The 18,722-nt window shown below is 64.0% G+C and carries 14 protein-coding genes; 7 read left to right on the top strand and 7 right to left on the bottom strand.

All coding sequences use genetic code 11. The annotated features are described in order from the left end of the window. Positions 1 to 17: 17 nt before the first annotated feature. The 4 genes from ACW5DN_RS04885 to ACW5DN_RS04870 are packed head-to-tail and all read right to left on the bottom strand — an operon-like array spanning position 18 to position 2,602. Positions 18 to 1,079, bottom strand: a complete 1,062-nt coding sequence (locus tag ACW5DN_RS04885; RefSeq protein ID WP_456961622.1) for a hypothetical protein — start codon at positions 1,077 to 1,079, stop codon at positions 18 to 20. Then, positions 1,076 to 1,987: an ABC transporter ATP-binding protein gene (locus ACW5DN_RS04880; RefSeq protein ID WP_456961621.1), complete on the bottom strand. Its 912-nt coding sequence runs from the start codon at positions 1,985 to 1,987 to the stop codon at positions 1,076 to 1,078. Before ACW5DN_RS04880 ends, ACW5DN_RS04885 begins: the two co-directional genes overlap by 4 nt. Next, the gene (locus ACW5DN_RS04875) at positions 1,984 to 2,358 is read right to left on the bottom strand and encodes a GntR family transcriptional regulator (RefSeq protein WP_456961620.1); all 375 of its coding nucleotides are present in this window, start codon (positions 2,356 to 2,358) and stop codon (positions 1,984 to 1,986) included. The genes ACW5DN_RS04880 and ACW5DN_RS04875 overlap by 4 nt, the downstream gene beginning before the upstream one ends. Before the next feature lie 4 nt (positions 2,359 to 2,362). Beyond that, positions 2,363 to 2,602: a hypothetical protein gene (locus ACW5DN_RS04870; RefSeq protein WP_456961619.1), complete on the bottom strand. Its 240-nt coding sequence runs from the start codon at positions 2,600 to 2,602 to the stop codon at positions 2,363 to 2,365. A gap of 195 nt (positions 2,603 to 2,797) precedes the next feature. Between ACW5DN_RS04870 and ACW5DN_RS04865 the strand changes: the two genes are divergently transcribed. The 5 genes from ACW5DN_RS04865 (at position 2,798) to ACW5DN_RS04845 (ending at position 7,099) form a co-directional block, all read left to right on the top strand. Next, entirely contained in the window at positions 2,798 to 3,766 is a 969-nt protein-coding gene (locus ACW5DN_RS04865) for an FKBP-type peptidyl-prolyl cis-trans isomerase N-terminal domain-containing protein (RefSeq protein ID WP_456961618.1), read from the top strand. Between the two features lie 125 nt (positions 3,767 to 3,891). Beyond that, positions 3,892 to 4,677, top strand: a complete 786-nt coding sequence (locus ACW5DN_RS04860) for an FKBP-type peptidyl-prolyl cis-trans isomerase (RefSeq protein WP_456961617.1) — start codon at positions 3,892 to 3,894, stop codon at positions 4,675 to 4,677. 44 nt (positions 4,678 to 4,721) lie between these two features. Next, complete coding sequence (locus ACW5DN_RS04855) at positions 4,722 to 6,101, top strand: UDP-glucose dehydrogenase family protein (protein WP_456961616.1); 1,380 nt, start codon at positions 4,722 to 4,724, stop codon at positions 6,099 to 6,101. Then, positions 6,098 to 6,340 (top strand): SlyX family protein, encoded by a 243-nt coding sequence (locus ACW5DN_RS04850; RefSeq protein ID WP_456961615.1) that lies wholly within the window; start codon positions 6,098 to 6,100, stop codon positions 6,338 to 6,340. The genes ACW5DN_RS04855 and ACW5DN_RS04850 overlap by 4 nt, the downstream gene beginning before the upstream one ends. 39 nt (positions 6,341 to 6,379) lie before the next feature. Next, complete coding sequence (locus ACW5DN_RS04845) at positions 6,380 to 7,099, top strand: DUF2058 domain-containing protein (protein WP_456961614.1); 720 nt, start codon at positions 6,380 to 6,382, stop codon at positions 7,097 to 7,099. A 189-nt stretch (positions 7,100 to 7,288) separates the two neighbouring features. Here ACW5DN_RS04845 and metH read toward each other — a convergent pair whose 3' ends face one another. Genes metH through ACW5DN_RS04830 form a run of 3 tightly spaced genes read right to left on the bottom strand, consistent with a single transcriptional unit; the run spans position 7,289 to position 12,104 of the window. Continuing rightward, entirely contained in the window at positions 7,289 to 9,979 is a 2,691-nt protein-coding gene (gene metH, locus ACW5DN_RS04840) for a methionine synthase (RefSeq protein ID WP_456961613.1), read from the bottom strand. 20 nt (positions 9,980 to 9,999) lie between these two features. Next, positions 10,000 to 11,106, bottom strand: a complete 1,107-nt coding sequence (locus tag ACW5DN_RS04835) for a homocysteine S-methyltransferase family protein (protein WP_456961612.1) — start codon at positions 11,104 to 11,106, stop codon at positions 10,000 to 10,002. Positions 11,107 to 11,123: 17 nt separating this feature from the next. Next, positions 11,124 to 12,104, bottom strand: coding sequence for an ArsR/SmtB family transcription factor (locus ACW5DN_RS04830; protein WP_456961611.1), 981 nt, complete (start codon positions 12,102 to 12,104; stop codon positions 11,124 to 11,126). A 142-nt stretch (positions 12,105 to 12,246) separates the two neighbouring features. On the opposite strand from ACW5DN_RS04830, the gene ACW5DN_RS04825 reads away from it, so the two are divergent. Continuing rightward, on the top strand, positions 12,247 to 13,428 hold the full coding sequence (locus ACW5DN_RS04825; protein WP_456961610.1) for an acyl-CoA dehydrogenase family protein: 1,182 nt from the start codon (positions 12,247 to 12,249) through the stop codon (positions 13,426 to 13,428). Between the two features lie 213 nt (positions 13,429 to 13,641). Continuing rightward, a complete protein-coding gene (locus ACW5DN_RS04820; protein ID WP_456961609.1) occupies positions 13,642 to 18,660 on the top strand; it encodes an NAD-glutamate dehydrogenase in 5,019 nt (1,672 codons plus the stop codon). Positions 18,661 to 18,722: the final 62 nt, after the last annotated feature.

The following is an 18,722-nucleotide window of genomic DNA, read 5'->3' as shown; positions in this document are numbered from 1 at the left end:
TCTGTGTTGAGATCGGATCAGCCTTCATCGCGCCAGCGGCGCAGGCGGATCGCGGCGAAGATCATTACCGCGCCGGCGACCACGCCGATCCACAACCCGGGCATGGCCAGGCTGGACAGGACGTTCTGCGCGGAGAAGGCATGCAACAACGCCTGGGCGCCGTCCGGCCCGGAAACATCGAGCACATTGTTGCGATAAGCCAGATCAATACCGGGCATCGTACCCAGCAACATGCGACCCACGACGTTGGACCAGAACCACGAGCTGTCCAAGTCGAACAGTTCCATCAGGTCGAACCAGCTGACGAAGATGCCCGCGAACAGCGGAATCATGATGGCCCACAGGAACGGTTTGGTGCGGGCCCATGCCGAGCACAGTAGTAGCCAGCCGACGGTCGGCATCGCCCACAAGGCATAGACGGGCAGGGCGGCGAACAGGCTTGCACTGACCGACAACGGGTTAGCCGGCCCCCACAACAGGGTGATCGGATTGCCGCCGTGCAGCAGCACCAGCGCGCTCACCAGCACCATGAACCCGACCATCGTGGCAAATGCCATCACGATGGCCAGCAGCGGGGCGACGATCGTGGCGCTGGCGACTTTGGACAATACGGTCTGGGTGTCCGACAGCGGCAGCGACTTCCAGAACAGCACGCTGCGATCCTTGCGGTCGTCGTAAAGCGCGCCCAGGCAGTAGAAGAACACCACGAACGACAGCACCACGAAAGGCCAGAACGACGACAGCAGCAATGAGAAATCCAGCCCTTGGGCCAGTTGTTGCATGTGCCCGGCATCGAGCTTGCCGGTCAGCGCGCCAATGTCCAACCCGTTGACGACTATATCGCCGTCGATCATCAGGTCGCCCCGGCCCAGGGCGCGTCGAGCGGCGACCTCGGCGACGATGACCGCCATCAACGTCAACAACAACGAGATGCCGCCGGCGATCAATGGGGCCCACAGGAATCCGCCCTTGTGCTCCCAGAATTCGCGCCGCAGCAACAACTTGAATTTATGGGTGGTATGGGACGCCGCTACCGGTGGGTTGGGCCGGGGTGCTTGGGTTTGGACGACAGCGTTCATTCGTAGGTCCCTTTCATGGTGGCGACAAACAGGTCGGCCAGGCCCGGAGTGCGGATCTCGCCGAGGCCGGCCAACTGCTCGCGTGGTACGCCGTCGAACAGCATCACGGTCTTGCCAAACGGCAGGGAGCGTTCATCCAGCGGCGTCAGCGCGCGGGCCGCATCGGCATGGTCGGCGTTGACCAGCACTTCGGTGAAGCGCTCGCCGACGGCGTCCATTTCGCTGCTCAACACGATCTTGCCGTCACTGATGAACATCACGTCGGTCAGGATGTGCTCGACTTCTTCGACCTGGTGGGTGGTGATCACAATGGTCTTGTCCTCGTCGAAGTAGTCCTCCAGCAAGCGCTGGTAGAACTGCTTGCGGTACAGGATGTCCAGGCCCAGGGTCGGCTCGTCCAGGACCAGCAGCTTGGCGTCGATCGCCATCACCAGCGCCAGGTGCAGCTGCACGATCATGCCCTTGGACATTTCACGCACGCGCATCTTCGGTGTGAGTTGGGTGCCTTTCAGGAAGCGCTGGCAGCGGGCGCGATCGAAGCGCGGGTGGACGCCGGCGACAAAGTCGATCGCCTCGCGCACCCGGATCCAGCGAGGCAACACGGCAACGTCGGCGATGAAGCAGACATCACGCATCAACTCGTCACGCGAGGTGCGAGGGTCGCGACCGAGCACGGTCATCTGTCCTTCGAACGGGATCAGGCCGAGCATCGCCTTGAGTGCGGTGGTCTTGCCGGCGCCGTTGGGGCCGATCAGGCCGACGATGCGTCCGGCCGGGATCTCGAACGTGGTGTCGTCGAGCGCGAGCTTGTTCTTGTAGGCCTTGCGCAGGTTGCGTGCGCTGACCACGGTGCCGGCCAACGTCGGCTCGGTCGTTGCCACAGCCGAGCGAGAGGATGAGGGGCTCATTGCGCGTTCTCCTTGGACAGACCTGGGCCCAGCAACTCTTCCACAGCCAGTCCCAGGCGCGCGATGCGCTCCAGCACCAGGGGCCATTCTTCGGTAAGGAAGCGATCGCGCTCGCTTGCCAGCAGTTTTTTTGCCGCACCTTCGGTCATGTACATGCCCAGACCCCTGCGTTTTTCGACGAGTGCCTCGTCCACCAACTCCTGGTAGGCGCGCGAGACGGTGATTGGATTGAGCTGGTACTCGGCGGCGACCTGCCTTACCGAGGGCAGGGCGTCGCCGGGCTTGAGCACGCCGTCGAGCATCATTGCCACGACGCGTTCTTTCAGCTGGCGATAGATCGGAGCGCCATCGCTCCATTGGAATGCGGTCATTGGGTCAACCCCGCGGGATAAATGAGAAATAAGGCATTGCGAACATCCGCAGGTGATTGGACTTGGTTGTGGTGGTACGCGGCGAATCGGCGTCCGTCTGTACCGTGACGGCGGGATCGAGCGTTGACGTCGCGTTTTCCGACGCCTCCGGCTGCATCACCGGCGCCATGGCAATCAGTCCCGACACCAGCAACGCAGCACTGGCCGTCAGCGCGGGAAGCGTGTTGTGAAGCTTGCGGTTCATGGGACACTGCCTTTGGTTAGTCGGTGTTGTATGCAACTATAACACCAGAACACGCCTTGTCAACAATGTTTTTCGGGAGGGGCGCGCGGATCCGTTTATCGTTCACGATTGCGGGTATCGTCTCCGGCCGCGACAATGGCGTCTTTGCGTCGCCACCTTCGTCACCATTCTTGCGATTCGACAGGAGCACACCGGATGACACCCTTCCTACGCGGCGTTGCCGTGTTTTTGACCACCGCGTCGCTGTCCTGTGTTGCGATGGTTTCCGCCACCACCGCCCATGCGCAGGGCGTCTCAACCCAGGATAACGCCGTGCTCAGCACCGATCGCGCAAAAACCAGTTACATGGTTGGCCATGACATTGCCCGCTCGATTACTCCGGCCGCACCGGACATCGACCTGGCGGCATTCGAGCGTGCCATTGGCAATGCCTTCCAGGGCAAGGAGCCGCTGATCGACCAGGGCGAGGCGCAGGAGACCGGGCGCGCGCTGATGATGCGTATTGCCTCGCGGGCCGGCAAGGCGCCGGCGGATGCGACGATCCCCGAGGTCGACAAGCAGAAGGTGGCGTACCTGGTCGGTGCCGATGTCGGCCGCTCGCTGGTGACGATCAAGGACGAGCTGGACCTGCCGGTGCTGCTGCAGGGCGTGCGCGCCACGTTCTCTGGTGAAACGTTGTTGCTGGACGAGGGCCAACTCACCAGCGTGCGCGACGCGTTCGCGCAGCGGATGCAAGGTGAGATGGCGGCACGCACGGAGCGACAGGCAGGCGCCAACCAGGCTGAAGGCGAGAAGTTCCTGGCCCAGAACAAGCAGGTCAAGGGGGTTTTCAGCACCCCATCCGGCTTGCAGTACATGGTTCTGCGCCAGGGCGCGGGCCTACGGCCGAAGCCGAGCGACCGGGTACAGGTCAACTACGAGGGCAAGTTGCTTGACGGCACGGTATTCGACAGCTCCTACGAGCGCGGCGAGCCGACCCAGTTTGGCCTGAACCAGGTGATTCCGGGTTGGACCGAGGGATTGGGCCTGATGCCGGTGGGTGCGAAGTACCGCTTCTGGATTCCCGGCAACCTGGCTTACGGCAGCCAGGGCACGCCCGGTGGTCCGATCGGCCCGAATGCGACCCTCGTGTTCGATGTCGAGTTGCAGTCGATCCTCGACTAGCAATCCAGGTATGACAACGCGGTCGTCCGATGGGGCTTGTTCAGCCCCGGGGCGACACAGTACGACGCTTGCGCGCGTCGGCGACAACGCCGCCCGCGCCTTTTGACACCAGGAGTTACGACCCGATGATGCGATTTGCCCGTCCCGCCACAGCCCTACTGGCCGCCGCCAGCCTGACCCTCGCCATTGCCGCGTGCCAGCCGGAGGACAAGACCACCGCCGAGACCGCTGACAAGGCCGCCGACGGCGCATCGGCTGAGACACCGGAGATCAAGGGCCTGCCCACCCAGAAGGATCAGGTCAGCTACATGATCGGCATGGACATGGCCAAGTCGCTGGAGCAGATCAAGGACGAGATCGACGTCGACACGCTCGCCAAAGCGATCAAGACCCATCTGGATGGGGGGCAATCGCTGATGACCGACGAGCAGGCGAGTGAGGTTGCAGCGGCGTTCGGCGAGCGCCTGCAGGCGCAACGTGAGGCGGAAGCCGCTGCCACGGCCGAGAAGAACAAGACCGAGGGCGCCGCATTTCTTGCCGCCAATGCCAAGAAGCCGGACGTCAAGACGACCGAGTCGGGCTTGCAGTACCAGGTGTTGACCGAGGGTACGGGTCCGAAACCGACCGTTGATGACCTGGTCAAGGTGCATTACAAGGGCACCTTGCTGGATGGCGAGACTTTCGACAGTTCCTACGATCGTGGTGAGCCGGCCGTCTTCCCGTTGCAGCAGGTGGTGCCGGGTTGGCAGGAGGGGATCGCATTGATGCCGGTGGGCAGCAAGTACCGCTTCTGGATTCCCGGTGAGCTGGGCTATGGCGCTACTGGCACCCCGGGTGGCCCGATTGGCCCGAACGCGGTGTTGGTGTTCGAGGTCGAGCTGCAGGAAATCGTCCAGGCACCGACCGAATAAGATGAGCCACCACCGCTGCGGCAGCGGTGTCGAACGGGGCGTATATGAAGATCAGTATTTTCGGGACCGGTTACGTCGGATTGGTAACCGGTACCTGCCTGGCGGAGGTGGGTCACGACGTGGTCTGCGTCGATATCGACCAGTCCAAGGTGGACGGGCTTAACCGCGGCGAGGTATCCATCTTCGAGCCGGGCCTGACCCCGATGGTGCAAGCCAACCACGCGGCCGGCCGACTCCAGTTCACCTCCAATGCGGTCGATGCGATTGCTCATGGCGAGGTGATATTCATCGCCGTGGGCACGCCGCCCGACGAGGATGGTAGCGCGGACCTGCAGTACGTCCTGGCAGTGGCGGCGACCATCGGCCAGCACCTGTCGCAATCGACGTTGGTGGTCGACAAGTCGACCGTCCCGGTAGGCACCGCGGACACCGTGCGCGCGACGATCGCGGCCGAGCTGGACAAACGCGGCGTCCGGATTGATTTCGAGGTTGTGTCCAATCCCGAGTTCCTGAAGGAAGGCGATGCCGTCAACGATTTCATGCGGCCGGACCGGATCATCCTGGGCACCGATGATCTCGATGCCGTGGATAAGATGCGGCACCTGTATGCGCCTTTCGTGCGCAGTCACGACCGCTTCGTGGTGATGGACGTGCGCTCTGCCGAGCTGACCAAGTACGCCGCCAACGCCATGCTGGCGACCAAGATTTCCTTCATGAACGAGATCGCCCACATCGCTGAACGGGTCGGCGCGGATGTCGAAATGGTGCGCCAGGGCATCGGTTCGGATCCGCGTATCGGTTGGCAGTTCATCTATCCCGGCGCCGGTTACGGCGGCTCGTGCTTTCCCAAGGATGTGCAGGCATTGGCCCGCACTGCCCACCAATATGGTCATGAGCCTCGGCTGCTGAATGCGGTCGAGAAGGTCAACGAGCGCCAGAAAGATCATCTTTTCGAGTTGATGCAACGTCACTATGGCGATGCATTGGCGGGCAAGACCGTGGCGGTATGGGGATTGGCGTTCAAACCCAATACCGACGACATGCGCGCCGCGCCCAGCCGTCGATTGCTGGAGCAGCTGTGGTCGGTCGGTGCGAAGGTGCAGGCGTTCGATCCCGAGGCGGCTGCCGAAACTCGCCGCATCTTCGGCGATCGCGAGGATTTGCTGTTGTGCGATTCGGAGTACGCCGCGTTGTCCGGTGCCGATGCGCTCGTGGTGGTGACCGAGTGGAAGCAGTTCCGCAGCCCGGACTTCTCCCGCCTCAGCGAGGAACTTGCCGACGCGGTCATTTTCGACGGGCGTAACCTGTATCCGCCAGACGAAGTGGAAACGGCGGGTATCGCCTATTACGGCATTGGTCGTGGCCGCTCGATTCTGGCGGCGGGCGATCAGGATGCAGGTCAAGCGGGCAGGGTGCGCCGATGAGCGATCGTCCTGGCACCAGTGTCGAGCAACGGCTGGTCGAGCTGGAAACGCGGCTGTCGTTCCAGGAGCACAGCATTGGCGAACTCAGCGATGCCCTGGCGGCGGCTCGCGACGAGGAAGCAGGCAATGCGCTGTTATTGCATCGTGCGTTGCAGGAGCTGCGGCAATTGCGGGTCTCGGTTGCCGCCAATCCGCTTTCAGCTGATCCATCCAGCGAACCACCACCACCCCATTATTGAAGGCCGCGTCCGGGCTTCCGTCCGGACCCGACGACCCCTATGAACGACACTCTTCGCGATCAGCTGCTGGGGCTGGGCTTCAAGCCTGCGCCCGAACCCAAGCGTTCTGCAGGCCACCCGCGCGACGGCCGCCCGGATCGAAAAGCATCGGATGCCCGTGGCGAGCGGCGCCCAGGTGCGCCGAACCGCTCGGGCACCGCAGCGAACCGGTCTGGGAAACCGTCCAGTCCACCTCCTTCCGGAGCAGCCCGTCCGGGGCCTGGCCGGGCAGGGCAATCCCGTGGCGGGCAGGGTAAGCCAGGGCAAGGTAAGCCGGGGAGTCCGCGCTCGCGCGAGGACATCGATCTGGCCAAGGCGTACGCGATCCGCGCCCAGCGCGAGAAGAACGAGCGTATCGCGGCGGAGAAAGCCAAGCAGGACGAAGCGCGCCAGCGGCGAGAGGCGCGCGCGAAGCTGGCCGAGATGGTGAAAGGCATGGCCCTCAATGCCGAAGCGGCCGACATCGCCCGGCATTTCCCCTACGGCGGCAAGATCAAGCGCATCCACGTGACCGCCGACCAGCTCAAGGCGCTGAATGCCGGTGAGCTGGGGGTGCTGCAGATGGACGGACGTTACCTGCTGGTCACCGCCGAGTTGCTGGCACAGGCCGAGCAGGTCTTTGCGCCATCGGTCGCCCTGAAGGTCGATCCCGATGCGCCTGTCGCCGACGGTCCCTACGCCGACCCGCAGTACCAGGTGCCTGACGACCTGGTCTGGTGATACTCCAGCTCCGATTCGATCCATCTGCGGGGTGGCCGGGGCGCCGGGAACGAATGCCCTTGTGTGCGAATGTCCCCCGGCACCGATGAAGCCGGTGCCTCCTCCTTTATTTCACACCCAAGGGCATTCGCACCCGTCGTTCCAGCGTGGCGGTGGTTCCAGAAGCGCAGGCCCGTCGGGCGAGGAACATCATTCCGGATCGTAGTCGAGGTTCGATGCCAGCCAGCGTTCGGCTTGGGCCAGGTCGACGCCCTTGCGGCGGGCGTAATCGACTGCCTGTTCCTTGGACACCCGGCCGACCACGAAGTACTGGCTGCGCGGGTGGCTGAAGTAGAAGCCAGAGACCGCCGCGGCCGGCGTCATCGCGAAGTTTTCGGTCAAGGTCATGCCGGCGTTGGTGGTCGGGTCGAGCAGGCGGAAGATCGTCGCCTTTTCGCTGTGCTCGGGACACGCCGGGTAGCCGGGGGCGGGGCGGATGCCGAGGTACTTCTCGTCGATCAGTGCTTCGGCATCGAGTGACTCATCCGGCGCGTAGCCCCAGAACTCGGTGCGCACCCGCTGGTGCAGTCGCTCCGCCAGGGTTTCGGCGAGGCGATCGGCCAGCGCCTTGAGCAGGATCGCGTTGTAGTCGTCGTGGTCGGCCTCGAAGCGCTGGATATGCGGCTCGATTCCGATCCCGGCGGTCACGGCGAAAGCGCCGATCCAGTCCTGCTTGCCGCTGTCTTGTGGGGCGATGAAATCGGCCAGGCAGAAATCCGGGCGCTCAACGGGCTTGTCGACTTGCTGGCGCAGGCAATGGATCGTTTCCGGCTTGCCATCGACCTGGGCGACGATGTCGTCGCCATCACTGTTGGCTGGCCATAGTCCGAACACGGCCTTCGCAGTCAGCCATTTCTCGTCGATGATCCGCTTGAGCATCGCCTGCGCATCGCGGAACAGGTCGCTGGCGGACGCACCGACGACCTCGTCGGTGAGGATGGCCGGATAGCGGCCCGCGAGTTCCCAAGCCTGGAAGAACGGGGTCCAGTCGATCAACTCAACCAGTTCGGTCAACGGGTAGTCGTCGAATACATGCAGGCCGGGCTGTTTCGGTGCGGGCGGGGTGTAGTCGTCCCAGCCACCCTGGAAACGCTGGCTGCGCGCCTTCTCCAGCGATACCAGCCGCTTCCCGTTGCCACGCTTGCGATGGCGCTCGCGGATCTCCGCGTAATCGGATGCGGTGGTGGCCACGAAGGCAGCGCGTTGTTCGGCGCTGATCATGGTCTGGGCCACGCCGACGGCACGCGAGGCGTCTTTCACCCAGATCGTGGCCGGCTTGTAGAACGGGTCGATCTTCAACGCGGTGTGCGCCCGCGACGTGGTCGCACCGCCAATCAGCAACGGCATGGTGAAGCCCTGGCGCTGCATCTCGCGGGCGACGTGGCCCATTTCCTCCAGCGAGGGGGTGATCAGGCCGGACAGGCCGATCATGTCGGCGTTCTCGGCGATGGCGCGATCCAGGATGACCTGGGAAGGCACCATCACGCCCAGGTCGATCACCTCGAAGTTGTTGCAGGCCAGCACCACGCCGACGATGTTCTTGCCGATGTCGTGGACGTCGCCCTTCACCGTGGCCATCACGATCTTGCCGTTGGTCTTGCCGGTGTCGCCGGTGCGTAGTTTTTCGGCCTCGATGAAGGGCAGCAGGTAGGCCACGGCCTTCTTCATCACCCGCGCCGATTTGACCACCTGCGGCAGGAACATCTTGCCAGCGCCGAACAGGTCACCGACCACATTCATGCCGTCCATCAATGCGCCTTCGATCACGTCCAGCGGGCGGGTGGCTTCAGCGCGCGCCTGCTCGGTGTCCTCCACGATCCACTGGTCGATGCCCTGCACCAGTGAATGGCTCAGTCGCGCGCGCACCGGCTGCTCGCGCCAGGACAGATCCTCGACCCGCTTCTCGCCCTTCTTGCCGCGATAGCGTTCGGCCAGCGCCAGCAGCGTCTCGGTGGCCTCGGGGTTGCGGTTGAGCACCACGTCCTCGACCGCGTGACGAAGCTCCGGGTCGAGGGTGTCGTACAGCGGCAGCGCACCGGCGTTGACGATGCCCATGTCCATGCCGGCCTTGATCGCGTGGTACAGGAACACGACGTGGATGGCCTGTCGCACCAGCTCGTTGCCGCGGAACGAGAAGCTGACATTGGAGACGCCGCCGGAGATGTGGCTGTATGGGAAACGGCGCTTGATCTCGCGGGCGGCTTCGATGAACGCGACCGCGTAGTCGTTGTGCTCCTCGATGCCGGTGGCGATCGCGAACACGTTGGGGTCGAAGATGATGTCCTCGGGCGGGAACCCGACCTCTTCGGTCAGCAGCCGGTAGGCGCGCGAACAGATATCGACCTTGCGCTGTACGGTGTCGCCCTGGCCTTCCTCGTCGAACGCCATCACCACCACGGCCGCGCCGTAACGACGCACCAGCCGCGCCTGGCGCAGGAACTCGTCCTCGCCTTCCTTCATCGAAATCGAGTTGACGATGCCCTTGCCCTGCAGGCATTTCAGCCCGGCCTCGATCACGCTCCATTTGGAGCTGTCGACCATCACCGGGATGCGGGCGATGTCGGGTTCGGCGGCAATCAGGTTGAGGTAGGTGACCATCGCCTGCTCGGAATCCAGCAGGCCCTCGTCCATGTTGACGTCCAGCACCTGGGCGCCGTTTTCGACCTGCTGCCGGGCGACGGCGACGGCCTCGTCGAAGCGGTCGTCCTTGATCAGTTTCTTGAATTGCGCGCTGCCGGTGACGTTGGTGCGCTCGCCGACGTTGATGAAGTTGCTTTGCGGCGTGATTTGCAGCGGTTCCAGGCCGCTGAGGCGGGTCTGGCGGGCGATGGTGGGTTGCATTCCAGGTGCCTCGTGGGTCGTCATGCCGGGACGGCCGCGTCGGCCAGGCCCGGCAGCCGCCGCGGCGCAACGCCGCGCACGGCCTCGACGATCGCGGCGATGTGGGCCGGCGTGGTGCCGCAACAGCCGCCTACCAGGTTCAACAATCCGGAGCGGGCAAACTCGCCCAGCATCTCGGCCATGTCTTCGGGCGTCTGGTCGTAACCGCCGAACGCATTTGGCAACCCGGCATTGGGGTGGGCGCTGACACAGGTGTCGGCGATCCGCGACAAGGTATCGACGTGGGGGCGGAGCTCCTTGGCGCCCAGGGCGCAATTCAAGCCGATGGACAGCGGCTCGGCATGGCGCAACGAGTACCAGAACGCTTCGGCGGTCTGGCCCGAGAGCGTGCGCCCGGAGGCATCGGTAATCGTGCCCGACACCATCACCGGCAGGCGGGCGCCGCGTGCCTCGAACGCCTCGGCAATCGCAAACAGTGCGGCCTTGGCGTTGAGTGTGTCGAACACCGTTTCCACCATCAATACGTCCGCGCCGCCGTCGATCAGGCCATCGGCGGCTTCGCGGTAGGCCATCCGCAGGTCGTCGAAGCTGACCGCGCGGAAGCCGGGACGATTGACGTCGGGGCTCAAGGACGCGGTGCGACTGGTCGGCCCGATCACGCCGATCACGAACCGGGGTTGGCCCGGCGTCTTCGCCTCGGCGGCGTCGCAGGCGTCACGGGCCAGGCGCGCGCCGGTCTGGTTCAACTCGCGGGCAAGATGCTGCAGGCCGTAGTCACCCAGCGACGTGGTGGTTGAGTTGAAGGTATTGGTCTCGACCAGGTCGGCACCGGCATCGAGGTATTCGGCATGGATCGCGCCGATGAGGTCCGGTCGGGTGAGGCTCAGCAGGTCATTGTTGCCGCGTTGGTCGCGGACGCAGCCGCAATCGGGGCCATGGGCGTGGCCATCAATCGAATGATCGCGGTCGAAGCCATCGACGAAACGCTCGCCGCGATAGTCGGCTTCCTCCAATCGGTGTTGCTGGATCATCGTTCCCATCGCCCCGTCGATTACAAGGATGCGTTCTTGCAGGATCCGTTGCAGGGTTTCGGCACGGTCGGGGTTGAGCCAGGGCAGGGTCGTCATCGCGTTGTCTCGTTTGGCTAACGTTTGGTGGGCGCGGTGGTTTTGATCGACTTGGGTTTTTTGCCGTCGGCAGGCTTTCGGCCCAGCAGCGCAATCACCTCGAAATGTGGTGGGCGGCGCTCTCGGGTCACCGACTCGCAGCTCTCGATCGCGAAGCCAGCCTTGCTCGCGAACCGGCTCAGCTCCTTCTCGCTGAAACCCAGGTTGACGTGGCCATACGCGTCCACCACCGAGCGATGCTCGTGGCTGGCCAGGCTGGTCAACAACAGGCGACCGTTGGGACGCAGCACACGCGCTGCCTCGGCGACGGCGTGGGCGGGATGATCGGCGTAGGTCAGTGCGTGCATCAACACCACCAGGTCGAAGCTGGCGTCGGCAAACGGGAGTTCGTGCATGTCGCCTTCCTGCACCTCCACGTTCTCCAGCTTGCGCAGCCTTTCGGAGGCGGCAAGTACCACCTTGGTGCTGGAGTCCAGGCACACGTAGCGATTGGAATGCGGCGCCAGCAGTTCGGCCAGGACGCCATCGCCGGAAGCGACGTCGAGCACGTCGCCGGGCTCCAGCAGCGGCAACGCCGAGCGTGCCATCGCCTCCCAGGTGCGGCCGGGCGAGTAATGGCGCTCCATGTCACCGGCCACGGTATCGGCCCAGTTCTGGTCGGCCGCGCGCATCGCCAGCACATCTGCCACCCGTTCCGCGTCCTGCCGCAGCAGCGGGTCGTCGCTACCCTCACGCAGGGTCGTCCACAACGCGCGTTGCGCCGGATCCAGAGCCGGTCCGTCGAACCGGTAATACGCCGACACCCCGGCGCGGCGATCACGCACCAGGCCGGCCTCCTTGAGCTTGGCCAGGTGGGTGGAAACGCGCGGCTGCGCCAGCCGGGTGATGGCCGACAGTTCAGCGACAGTCAGCTCCTCGCTCTCCAGCAGCGCCAGCAGCCGAACCCGGGTGGCGTCGGCAAATACCTTGAGGCGAGATGACCAGCCTTCCAGATCCATACATATGCACCTATCGCGATATAGCGATAAGTTTGCTGCCGCGACGGGGCCCGGGTCAAGCAACGCACGCGCCGAGGAGTTCAGTCACGAGTCCGGTTGTGGGTTCGGTTAATTCTCGCGCAGGGCTACAATTGCAGCATTCGTGACCAGCAGAGGTATCAGCGTGGATTTTCGTTTCAGCGAAGAGCAGTTGATGATCCAGGATGTCGCGCGGCGTATCGCCCGCGAAAAGATCGCACCCAGCGCGGAGCACCACGACCGCACCGGCGAATTTCCACTGGACAATATCCGCACCCTCGGCGAGAACGGCCTGATGGGCATCGAGGTGCCGACCGAGTACGGTGGCGCCGGCATGGATCCGATCTCCTATGTGTTGGCGATGATCGAGATCGCCGCAGCCGATGCCGCGCACTCCACCATCGTCTCGGTCAACAACTCGTTGTTCTGCAACGGCATCCTCAAGTTTGGCACCGAGGAGCAGAAGCAGCTTTACGTGCGTGCGATCGCGGAGGGCAAGGAGATAGGCGCGTTCGCGCTCACCGAGCCGCAATCGGGCTCCGATGCCACGGCGATGCGTTGCAAGGCGACCAAACAGGCTGACGGCAGCTTCGTGGTCAACGGCAAGAAGAGCTGGATCACTTCCGGCCCGGTCGCAAAGTACTTCGTGCTGTTCGCGATGACCGATCCCGACAAGGGCGCGCGGGGCATCACTGCTTTCATGATCGATGGCGAGCGTGCCGGCTTCCATCGTGGCAAGACGGAGCCGAAGCTGGGCATCCGCGCCTCGGCGACCTGCGAGATCGAGTTCAACGATTACGTGGTCCAGCCCAACGAAGTGCTGGGCGCGGAAGGCGAGGGCTTCAAGATCGCGATGACGGTGCTGGACGCCGGTCGCATCGGCATCGCCAGCCAGGCGATCGGCATCGCCCGTGCGGCGTACGAGGCCACCCTGGACTACGTCAAGGAGCGCAAGGCATTCGGCCAGCCGATCGGTGCCTTCCAGATGACCCAGGCGAAGATCGCCGACATGAAGTGCAAGCTCGACGCCGCCATGTTGCTGACCTTGCGTGCGGCATGGCAGAAGGGCGAGTTCGACAACGGCGGGGCGCGCTTCAGTAATGAGGCCGCGATCGCCAAGCTGACCGCGTCCGAGGCGGCGATGTGGATCGCCCACCAGGCGTTGCAGATCCACGGCGGCATGGGCTACTCCAAGGAGATGCCGATCGAGCGTTACTTCCGCGACGCCAAGATCACCGAGATCTACGAGGGCACCAGCGAGATCCAGCGCCTGGTGATTGCGCGCAACGAGACCGGTCTGCGCTGACATGCAGACCCGGCACTTCCATAACTGTCGTTTGACCGCTGCCTTCCATGGGCAGCGCGGCTGCGATCGCCGCGATATCCCGATCGTTGCAGCTGGCAATGGGGTCCGTTTACGGATCCCGGACGCTGCCTGCATGCCATTTTCTGTCTACTGATTCCCGAGCCTTGGCCCACGCAATTGCGTGGGCCTCACTGCATTGGACCCAACGATCGCATGAGCACCCAACGAAAAACCCCCGCGCGCGCCGCTGCCGGCAAGACCGTCGCCACCAAGAAAACAGTCGCGACCAAGACCGCAAAGACCGCATCGCGCAACCAGAGCGACGGCGTGACGCTGGAGCCCATCCTGGCCGCAATCCGCAAACGCCTGCCCAAGGCGCAGCATGCCGAGGGCGAGGCCTTCGCCAAGGCTTTCTACCAGCGCATGGGTGATGACGAGCTGCCCAAACATACTGCTGAGGGCTGGGCGGCACTGGCTGCGGACATGCTCGATTTCGCGCGCAAGCGCAAGCCTGGCGTGGCGTTGGTGCGCCTGTTCAACCCGACCCGGGCCAGTCATGGTTGGGAATCGCCGCACACGGTGCTGCAGATCGCCAATGACGACATGCCGTTCCTGGTCGATTCGGTGACCATGTCATTGGCCGAGCAGAATATCGGCTTGCATGTGCTTGGCCATCCGGTCATCCAGGTCTCCCGTGACAAGACCGGCAAGCTGGTGAAGGTGGGCGAGGGCGAGCCGGAATCAATGATGCACCTGGAGCTCGACCGCCTGCCGCGCGAGGCGATGCCGGATATCGAGAAGGCGGTGCAAGGCGTGCTTGCTGATGTGCGGGCAATCGTCAGCGACTGGGCCGAAATGCACGGCAAGATGGTTTCGGTCGCCGACGACCTGACGGAACGAAAGCTTCCGGTCAGCGAGGCCGGTCGCGAGGAAGGCCAGCAATTCCTGCGCTGGGCCGCCGACGACCACTTCATTTTCCTGGGTTACCGCGAGTACGACGTGGTCGACCAGGGCGGCGAGGATCTGCTGCGCGCCGTCAAGGGCAGCGGGCTGGGTCTGCTGCGCGGCAAGGACACGGGCAAGCCACGTGCATTGGCCACCCTGGCCGCGCATTACATGCCCCATTCCGGATCGGTCGATGCGCTGATCCTGACCAAGACCAACGCGCGCGCCACCGTGCACCGCCCCGGGTACATGGACTATATCGGCGTGCTGAGCTTCGACGACAACGGCAAGCCGACGCGCGAAGAGCGCTTCCTGGGCCTGTATACCTCCAGCGCATACACCCGGCGGCCATGGGACATTCCGCTGGTGCGCCAGCGCCACGAATACGTGATGAAGCAGTCCGGCCTGGCCGAGGACAGCCACAGTGGCAAGGCGCTTCGCCACATCCTGGAAACCCTGCCGCGCGACGAGCTGTTCCAGTCATCTGGAGAGGAGCTGCTGAAGACCGCCCAGGGCATCCTCGGCTTGCAGGAGCGCGTGCGCAGCAAGTTGTTCCTGCGTCGCGACCGTTACGGCCGGTTCTTCTCCGGGCTGGTCTACATTCCGCGTGAGCGTTTCAACACCGATGTGCGCCTGCGTATCGAGGCGATGCTCAAGCGTGTCCTGCACGGCGAACGTATCGACACCACCGTCCTGCTGGGCGAGTCACCGCTGGCACAGCTGCACCTGCTGGTACGGCCGAAGACCGGTCAGTCCGGTCCGGGCGGGATGGTGAAGGTCGACAACGCCGCCATTGAGGTCGAGCTGGCCGAGATCGTGCGCAACTGGCGCGACGACCTGGCCGAATTGCTGGTGCAGCGTCACGGCGAAGAGCGCGGTCTGGCGATGGCCGAAACCTACGGCCGTGCATTGCCGGCGGGCTATATCGAGGACGTGTCGGTGGCGATCGCGGCCGACGACGTGGAGCACCTGGCCGCACTGGACGGCCCCGATGACCTGCGCCTGAGCCTGTACCGTCGCAGTCCCGGACCCGGCGGCCTGCGCTTCAAGTTCTATCGCCACAAAGAGGACATCTCCCTTTCCGACGCATTGCCGCTGATGGAGAACATGGGCCTGCGGGTGATCTCCGAGCACCCCTACCGGATGTATGCCGGCACCAACCTGATGTATATCCAGGATTTCGAGGTCGAGACCAGCAACCCCAATACCGAGATCGAGGGCGTCGGTGAGAACTTCGAGGATGCATTCGGGCGGATCTGGCGCGGTGATGCCGAGAACGACGGCTTCAACCGCCTGATCCTGGCCGCTGGCCTGACCTGGCGCCAGGTGTCCGTATTGCGTGCCTACAGCAAGTACATCCAGCAAGTGGGCGTGCCGTTCTCACACAGTTACGTGGAAGAGACCTTTGCCCGCTATCCGGCCCTGGCGCGCTTGCTGGTGGAGTTGTTCGAAGCCCGCTTCGATCCTTCCACCGGTCGCGAGTCCAAGGCCGAGGTCAAGTCCGGGATAGAGCGGTTCAAGGGCCAGCTCAGACGCCTGTGTGGGGATGACCAGGCCTTGCGCGCCGCGTTGGAGCCGGTTGTCAGCGCACGAAGCGGCAGCCGGGCCGTCCAGTTGGACGCCACCAGGACGGCCCTCAAATTGCTGCTGGACCAGGTTTCCAGCCTTGATGAGGACCGCATCCTGCGCAGCTTCATGGACGTGATCGAAGCAACCCTGCGCACCAGCTATTACCAGGACGCTATTGGCGGCGCCGATTGTGGCTACGTCGCCTACAAGTTCGATTCCGCACTGGTCCCCGACCTGCCCAAGCCAGTTCCGTATCGCGAGATCTTCGTCTACGGTCCGCGCGTGGAAGGCATCCACCTGCGCTTTGGTCCCGTGGCCCGTGGTGGCTTGCGCTGGTCGGACCGTCGCGAAGATTTCCGTACCGAGGTACTGGGCCTGGTCAAGGCGCAGATGGTCAAGAACACCATCATCGTGCCGGTCGGTGCCAAGGGCGGCTTCATCGTCAAGCGTCCGCCGCCCGATCGCGCCGAGCTGCAAGCCGAAGGCGTGGCCTGCTACAAGATGTTCATCAACGGTTTGCTCGACATCACCGACAACCTGGTGGACGGCAAGGTCGTGCATCCCGATGACGTGGTGCGTCACGATGACGACGACCCGTACATGGTGGTCGCCGCCGACAAGGGCACCGCGCGCTTCTCCGATACCGCCAACGCCATCTCTGCCGACCATCACTACTGGATGGGCGATGCATTCGCGTCCGGCGGTTCGGTGGGTTATGACCACAAGGGCATGGGCATCACTGCCCGCGGCGCGTGGGAGTCGGTCAAGCGCCACTTCCGCTCGCTCGGGGTCAACACCCAGAAAGAAGACTTCGTCGCGGTGGGTATCGGCGACATGTCAGGTGACGTATTCGGCAATGGCATGCTGCTGTCCAAACACATTCGCCTGGTGGCCGCGTTCGACCATCGCCACATCTTCCTTGATCCGGATCCGGTGGCTGCGACGTCGTTCAAGGAGCGCCAGCGTTTGTTCAAGCTGCCCGGCTCCAGTTGGGATGACTACAGCCGGGACCTGATCAGCAAGGGAGGCGGCGTGTTCCCGCGCAGCGCCAAGTCGATTCCGCTGACCGCGCCGGTCAAGGCCGTGCTTGGCATCGATCCGGACGTCGCCGCGATGAGCCCCAACGAGTTGATGGGCGCCATCCTGAAGGCGCCGGTCGACCTGCTGTGGAACGGCGGCATCGGCACCTACATCAAGGCCAGCAGCGAGTCGCATGCCGATGTTGGCGACCGCGGCAACAATGGCTTGCGTATCGACGGCCGCGATGTGCGTTGCAAGGTGATCGGCGAGGGCGGCAACCTGGGCATGACCCAGTTGGGGCGGATCGAAGCGGCCCATGCGGGCACCCTGCTCAATGCCGACTTCATCGACAACTCGGCCGGGGTGGGTACCTCGGATCGCGAAGTCAATATCAAGATCCTGCTCAACGAGCTGGTCAAGTCGAAAAAGCTGACCCTGCCGGCGCGCAACAAGTTGCTGGCCTCGATGACCGAGGAGCTGGCCGGGCTGGTGCTGGTGGACAACTACCGCCAGAACCAGGCGATCAGCCTGATGGAGCGCATGAGCGCGCCACGGCTGGGCTCCAAGCAGCACTTCATCCAGACCCTGGAGTCGCAAGGCCTGCTGGATCGCCAGATCGAGTACCTGCCTTCGGATGCGGAACTGGCCGAACGCAAGGCACGCGGACAGGGCCTGACCCGGCCCGAGCTGGCCGTACTGCTGTCATACAGCAAGCTGGTGTTGTTCCAGCAACTGGTCGACTCCAGCGTGCCGGAAGACAAGTACCTGTCCAAGGAACTGGTGCGCTACTTCCCGGTGCCATTGCAGGACAAGTATGCCAAGGCGATGCAGGACCACCGCCTGAAGCGCGAGATCATCGCCACCGCGGTGACCAACTCGATCGTCAACCGGATGGGCGCCACATTCACCTTGCGCATGCAGGAAGACACCGGTCGTTCCGCTGGTGAGGTCGCCGAGGCGTACACCATCGCCCGCGAGGCGGTAGATGCGCGGGCGTTGTGGGCGAAGATCGACGCGATGGATGGCAAGGTTCTGGAATCGGTCCAGATCGATGCCTTGCAGACGATCTGGGACCTGCTGCGTTCGGTGTCGCGCTGGTTGCTGTCCCGTCCCGGCCCGATGCCCGAGATCACCACGGCGATGGCTCGCTTTGGCGATGGCTTGAAGGCGGTGCATGCGGCATTGCCCGACACCATGTCTCCGGTTCGCCAGGAGGCCTTCAACACCCATCTGGCCGAGTGGAAGGCCAAGGGTGTGCCGAGCGCGTTGGCGGCACAACTGGCGGCGCTGCCGGCACTCGAGTTTGGTTGCGACATCATCGAGATCGCCAACGCACGCAAGTTGTCCCCGGTGGAGGCATCGCAGGCGTACTTCGATCTGGGTGCGGCATTGAACCTGCCCTGGTTGCACGAGCAGATCGATGCATTGCCGGTGGACGGTCGTTGGCAGGCGCTGGCGCGGGGGGCGTTGCGTGACGAGCTTGCGACCCAGCAACGCGTCCTGGCCAGCCAGATTCTTGCCAGCGGCGGCAAGAAGCCTGCCGCGTCGAAAGTGGCTGCCTGGCTGCAACGCGACGACGCCAGCCTGCGCTTTGCCCAGTCGATGCTGGATGAGTTGACTACCCAGAAGACCCTGGATTACCCGACCGTCTCGGTCGCGGTACGTCGGCTGGCGCAGGTAGCCGCAGCCGGCGCGTAAGCGGTTTGTTTGATGATGCACACGCAGCGGCGGCCTCAGGGCCGCCGTTTTTTCTGGTCATG

The sequence above is a fragment of the Lysobacter sp. A289 genome, from assembly GCF_054072675.1.
The sequence above is the reverse complement of the archived record's forward strand: the minus strand, read 5'-3'. Positions and strand labels throughout refer to the sequence as shown.

What these genes read in the sequence shown, in the direction of transcription:
- ACW5DN_RS04885 (WP_456961622.1), bottom strand. Translation starts at nt 1,079, where the DNA reads ATGAACGCTGTCGTCCAAACCCAAGCACCCCGGCCCAACCCACCGGTA.
- ACW5DN_RS04880 (WP_456961621.1), bottom strand. Translation starts at nt 1,987, where the DNA reads ATGAGCCCCTCATCCTCTCGCTCGGCTGTGGCAACGACCGAGCCGACG.
- ACW5DN_RS04875 (WP_456961620.1), bottom strand. Translation starts at nt 2,358, where the DNA reads ATGACCGCATTCCAATGGAGCGATGGCGCTCCGATCTATCGCCAGCTG.
- ACW5DN_RS04870 (WP_456961619.1), bottom strand. Translation starts at nt 2,602, where the DNA reads ATGAACCGCAAGCTTCACAACACGCTTCCCGCGCTGACGGCCAGTGCT.
- ACW5DN_RS04865 (WP_456961618.1), top strand. Translation starts at nt 2,798, where the DNA reads ATGACACCCTTCCTACGCGGCGTTGCCGTGTTTTTGACCACCGCGTCG.
- ACW5DN_RS04860 (WP_456961617.1), top strand. Translation starts at nt 3,892, where the DNA reads ATGATGCGATTTGCCCGTCCCGCCACAGCCCTACTGGCCGCCGCCAGC.
- ACW5DN_RS04855 (WP_456961616.1), top strand. Translation starts at nt 4,722, where the DNA reads ATGAAGATCAGTATTTTCGGGACCGGTTACGTCGGATTGGTAACCGGT.
- ACW5DN_RS04850 (WP_456961615.1), top strand. Translation starts at nt 6,098, where the DNA reads ATGAGCGATCGTCCTGGCACCAGTGTCGAGCAACGGCTGGTCGAGCTG.
- ACW5DN_RS04845 (WP_456961614.1), top strand. Translation starts at nt 6,380, where the DNA reads ATGAACGACACTCTTCGCGATCAGCTGCTGGGGCTGGGCTTCAAGCCT.
- metH (WP_456961613.1), bottom strand. Translation starts at nt 9,979, where the DNA reads ATGCAACCCACCATCGCCCGCCAGACCCGCCTCAGCGGCCTGGAACCG.
- ACW5DN_RS04835 (WP_456961612.1), bottom strand. Translation starts at nt 11,106, where the DNA reads ATGACGACCCTGCCCTGGCTCAACCCCGACCGTGCCGAAACCCTGCAA.
- ACW5DN_RS04830 (WP_456961611.1), bottom strand. Translation starts at nt 12,104, where the DNA reads ATGGATCTGGAAGGCTGGTCATCTCGCCTCAAGGTATTTGCCGACGCC.
- ACW5DN_RS04820 (WP_456961609.1), top strand. Translation starts at nt 13,642, where the DNA reads ATGAGCACCCAACGAAAAACCCCCGCGCGCGCCGCTGCCGGCAAGACC.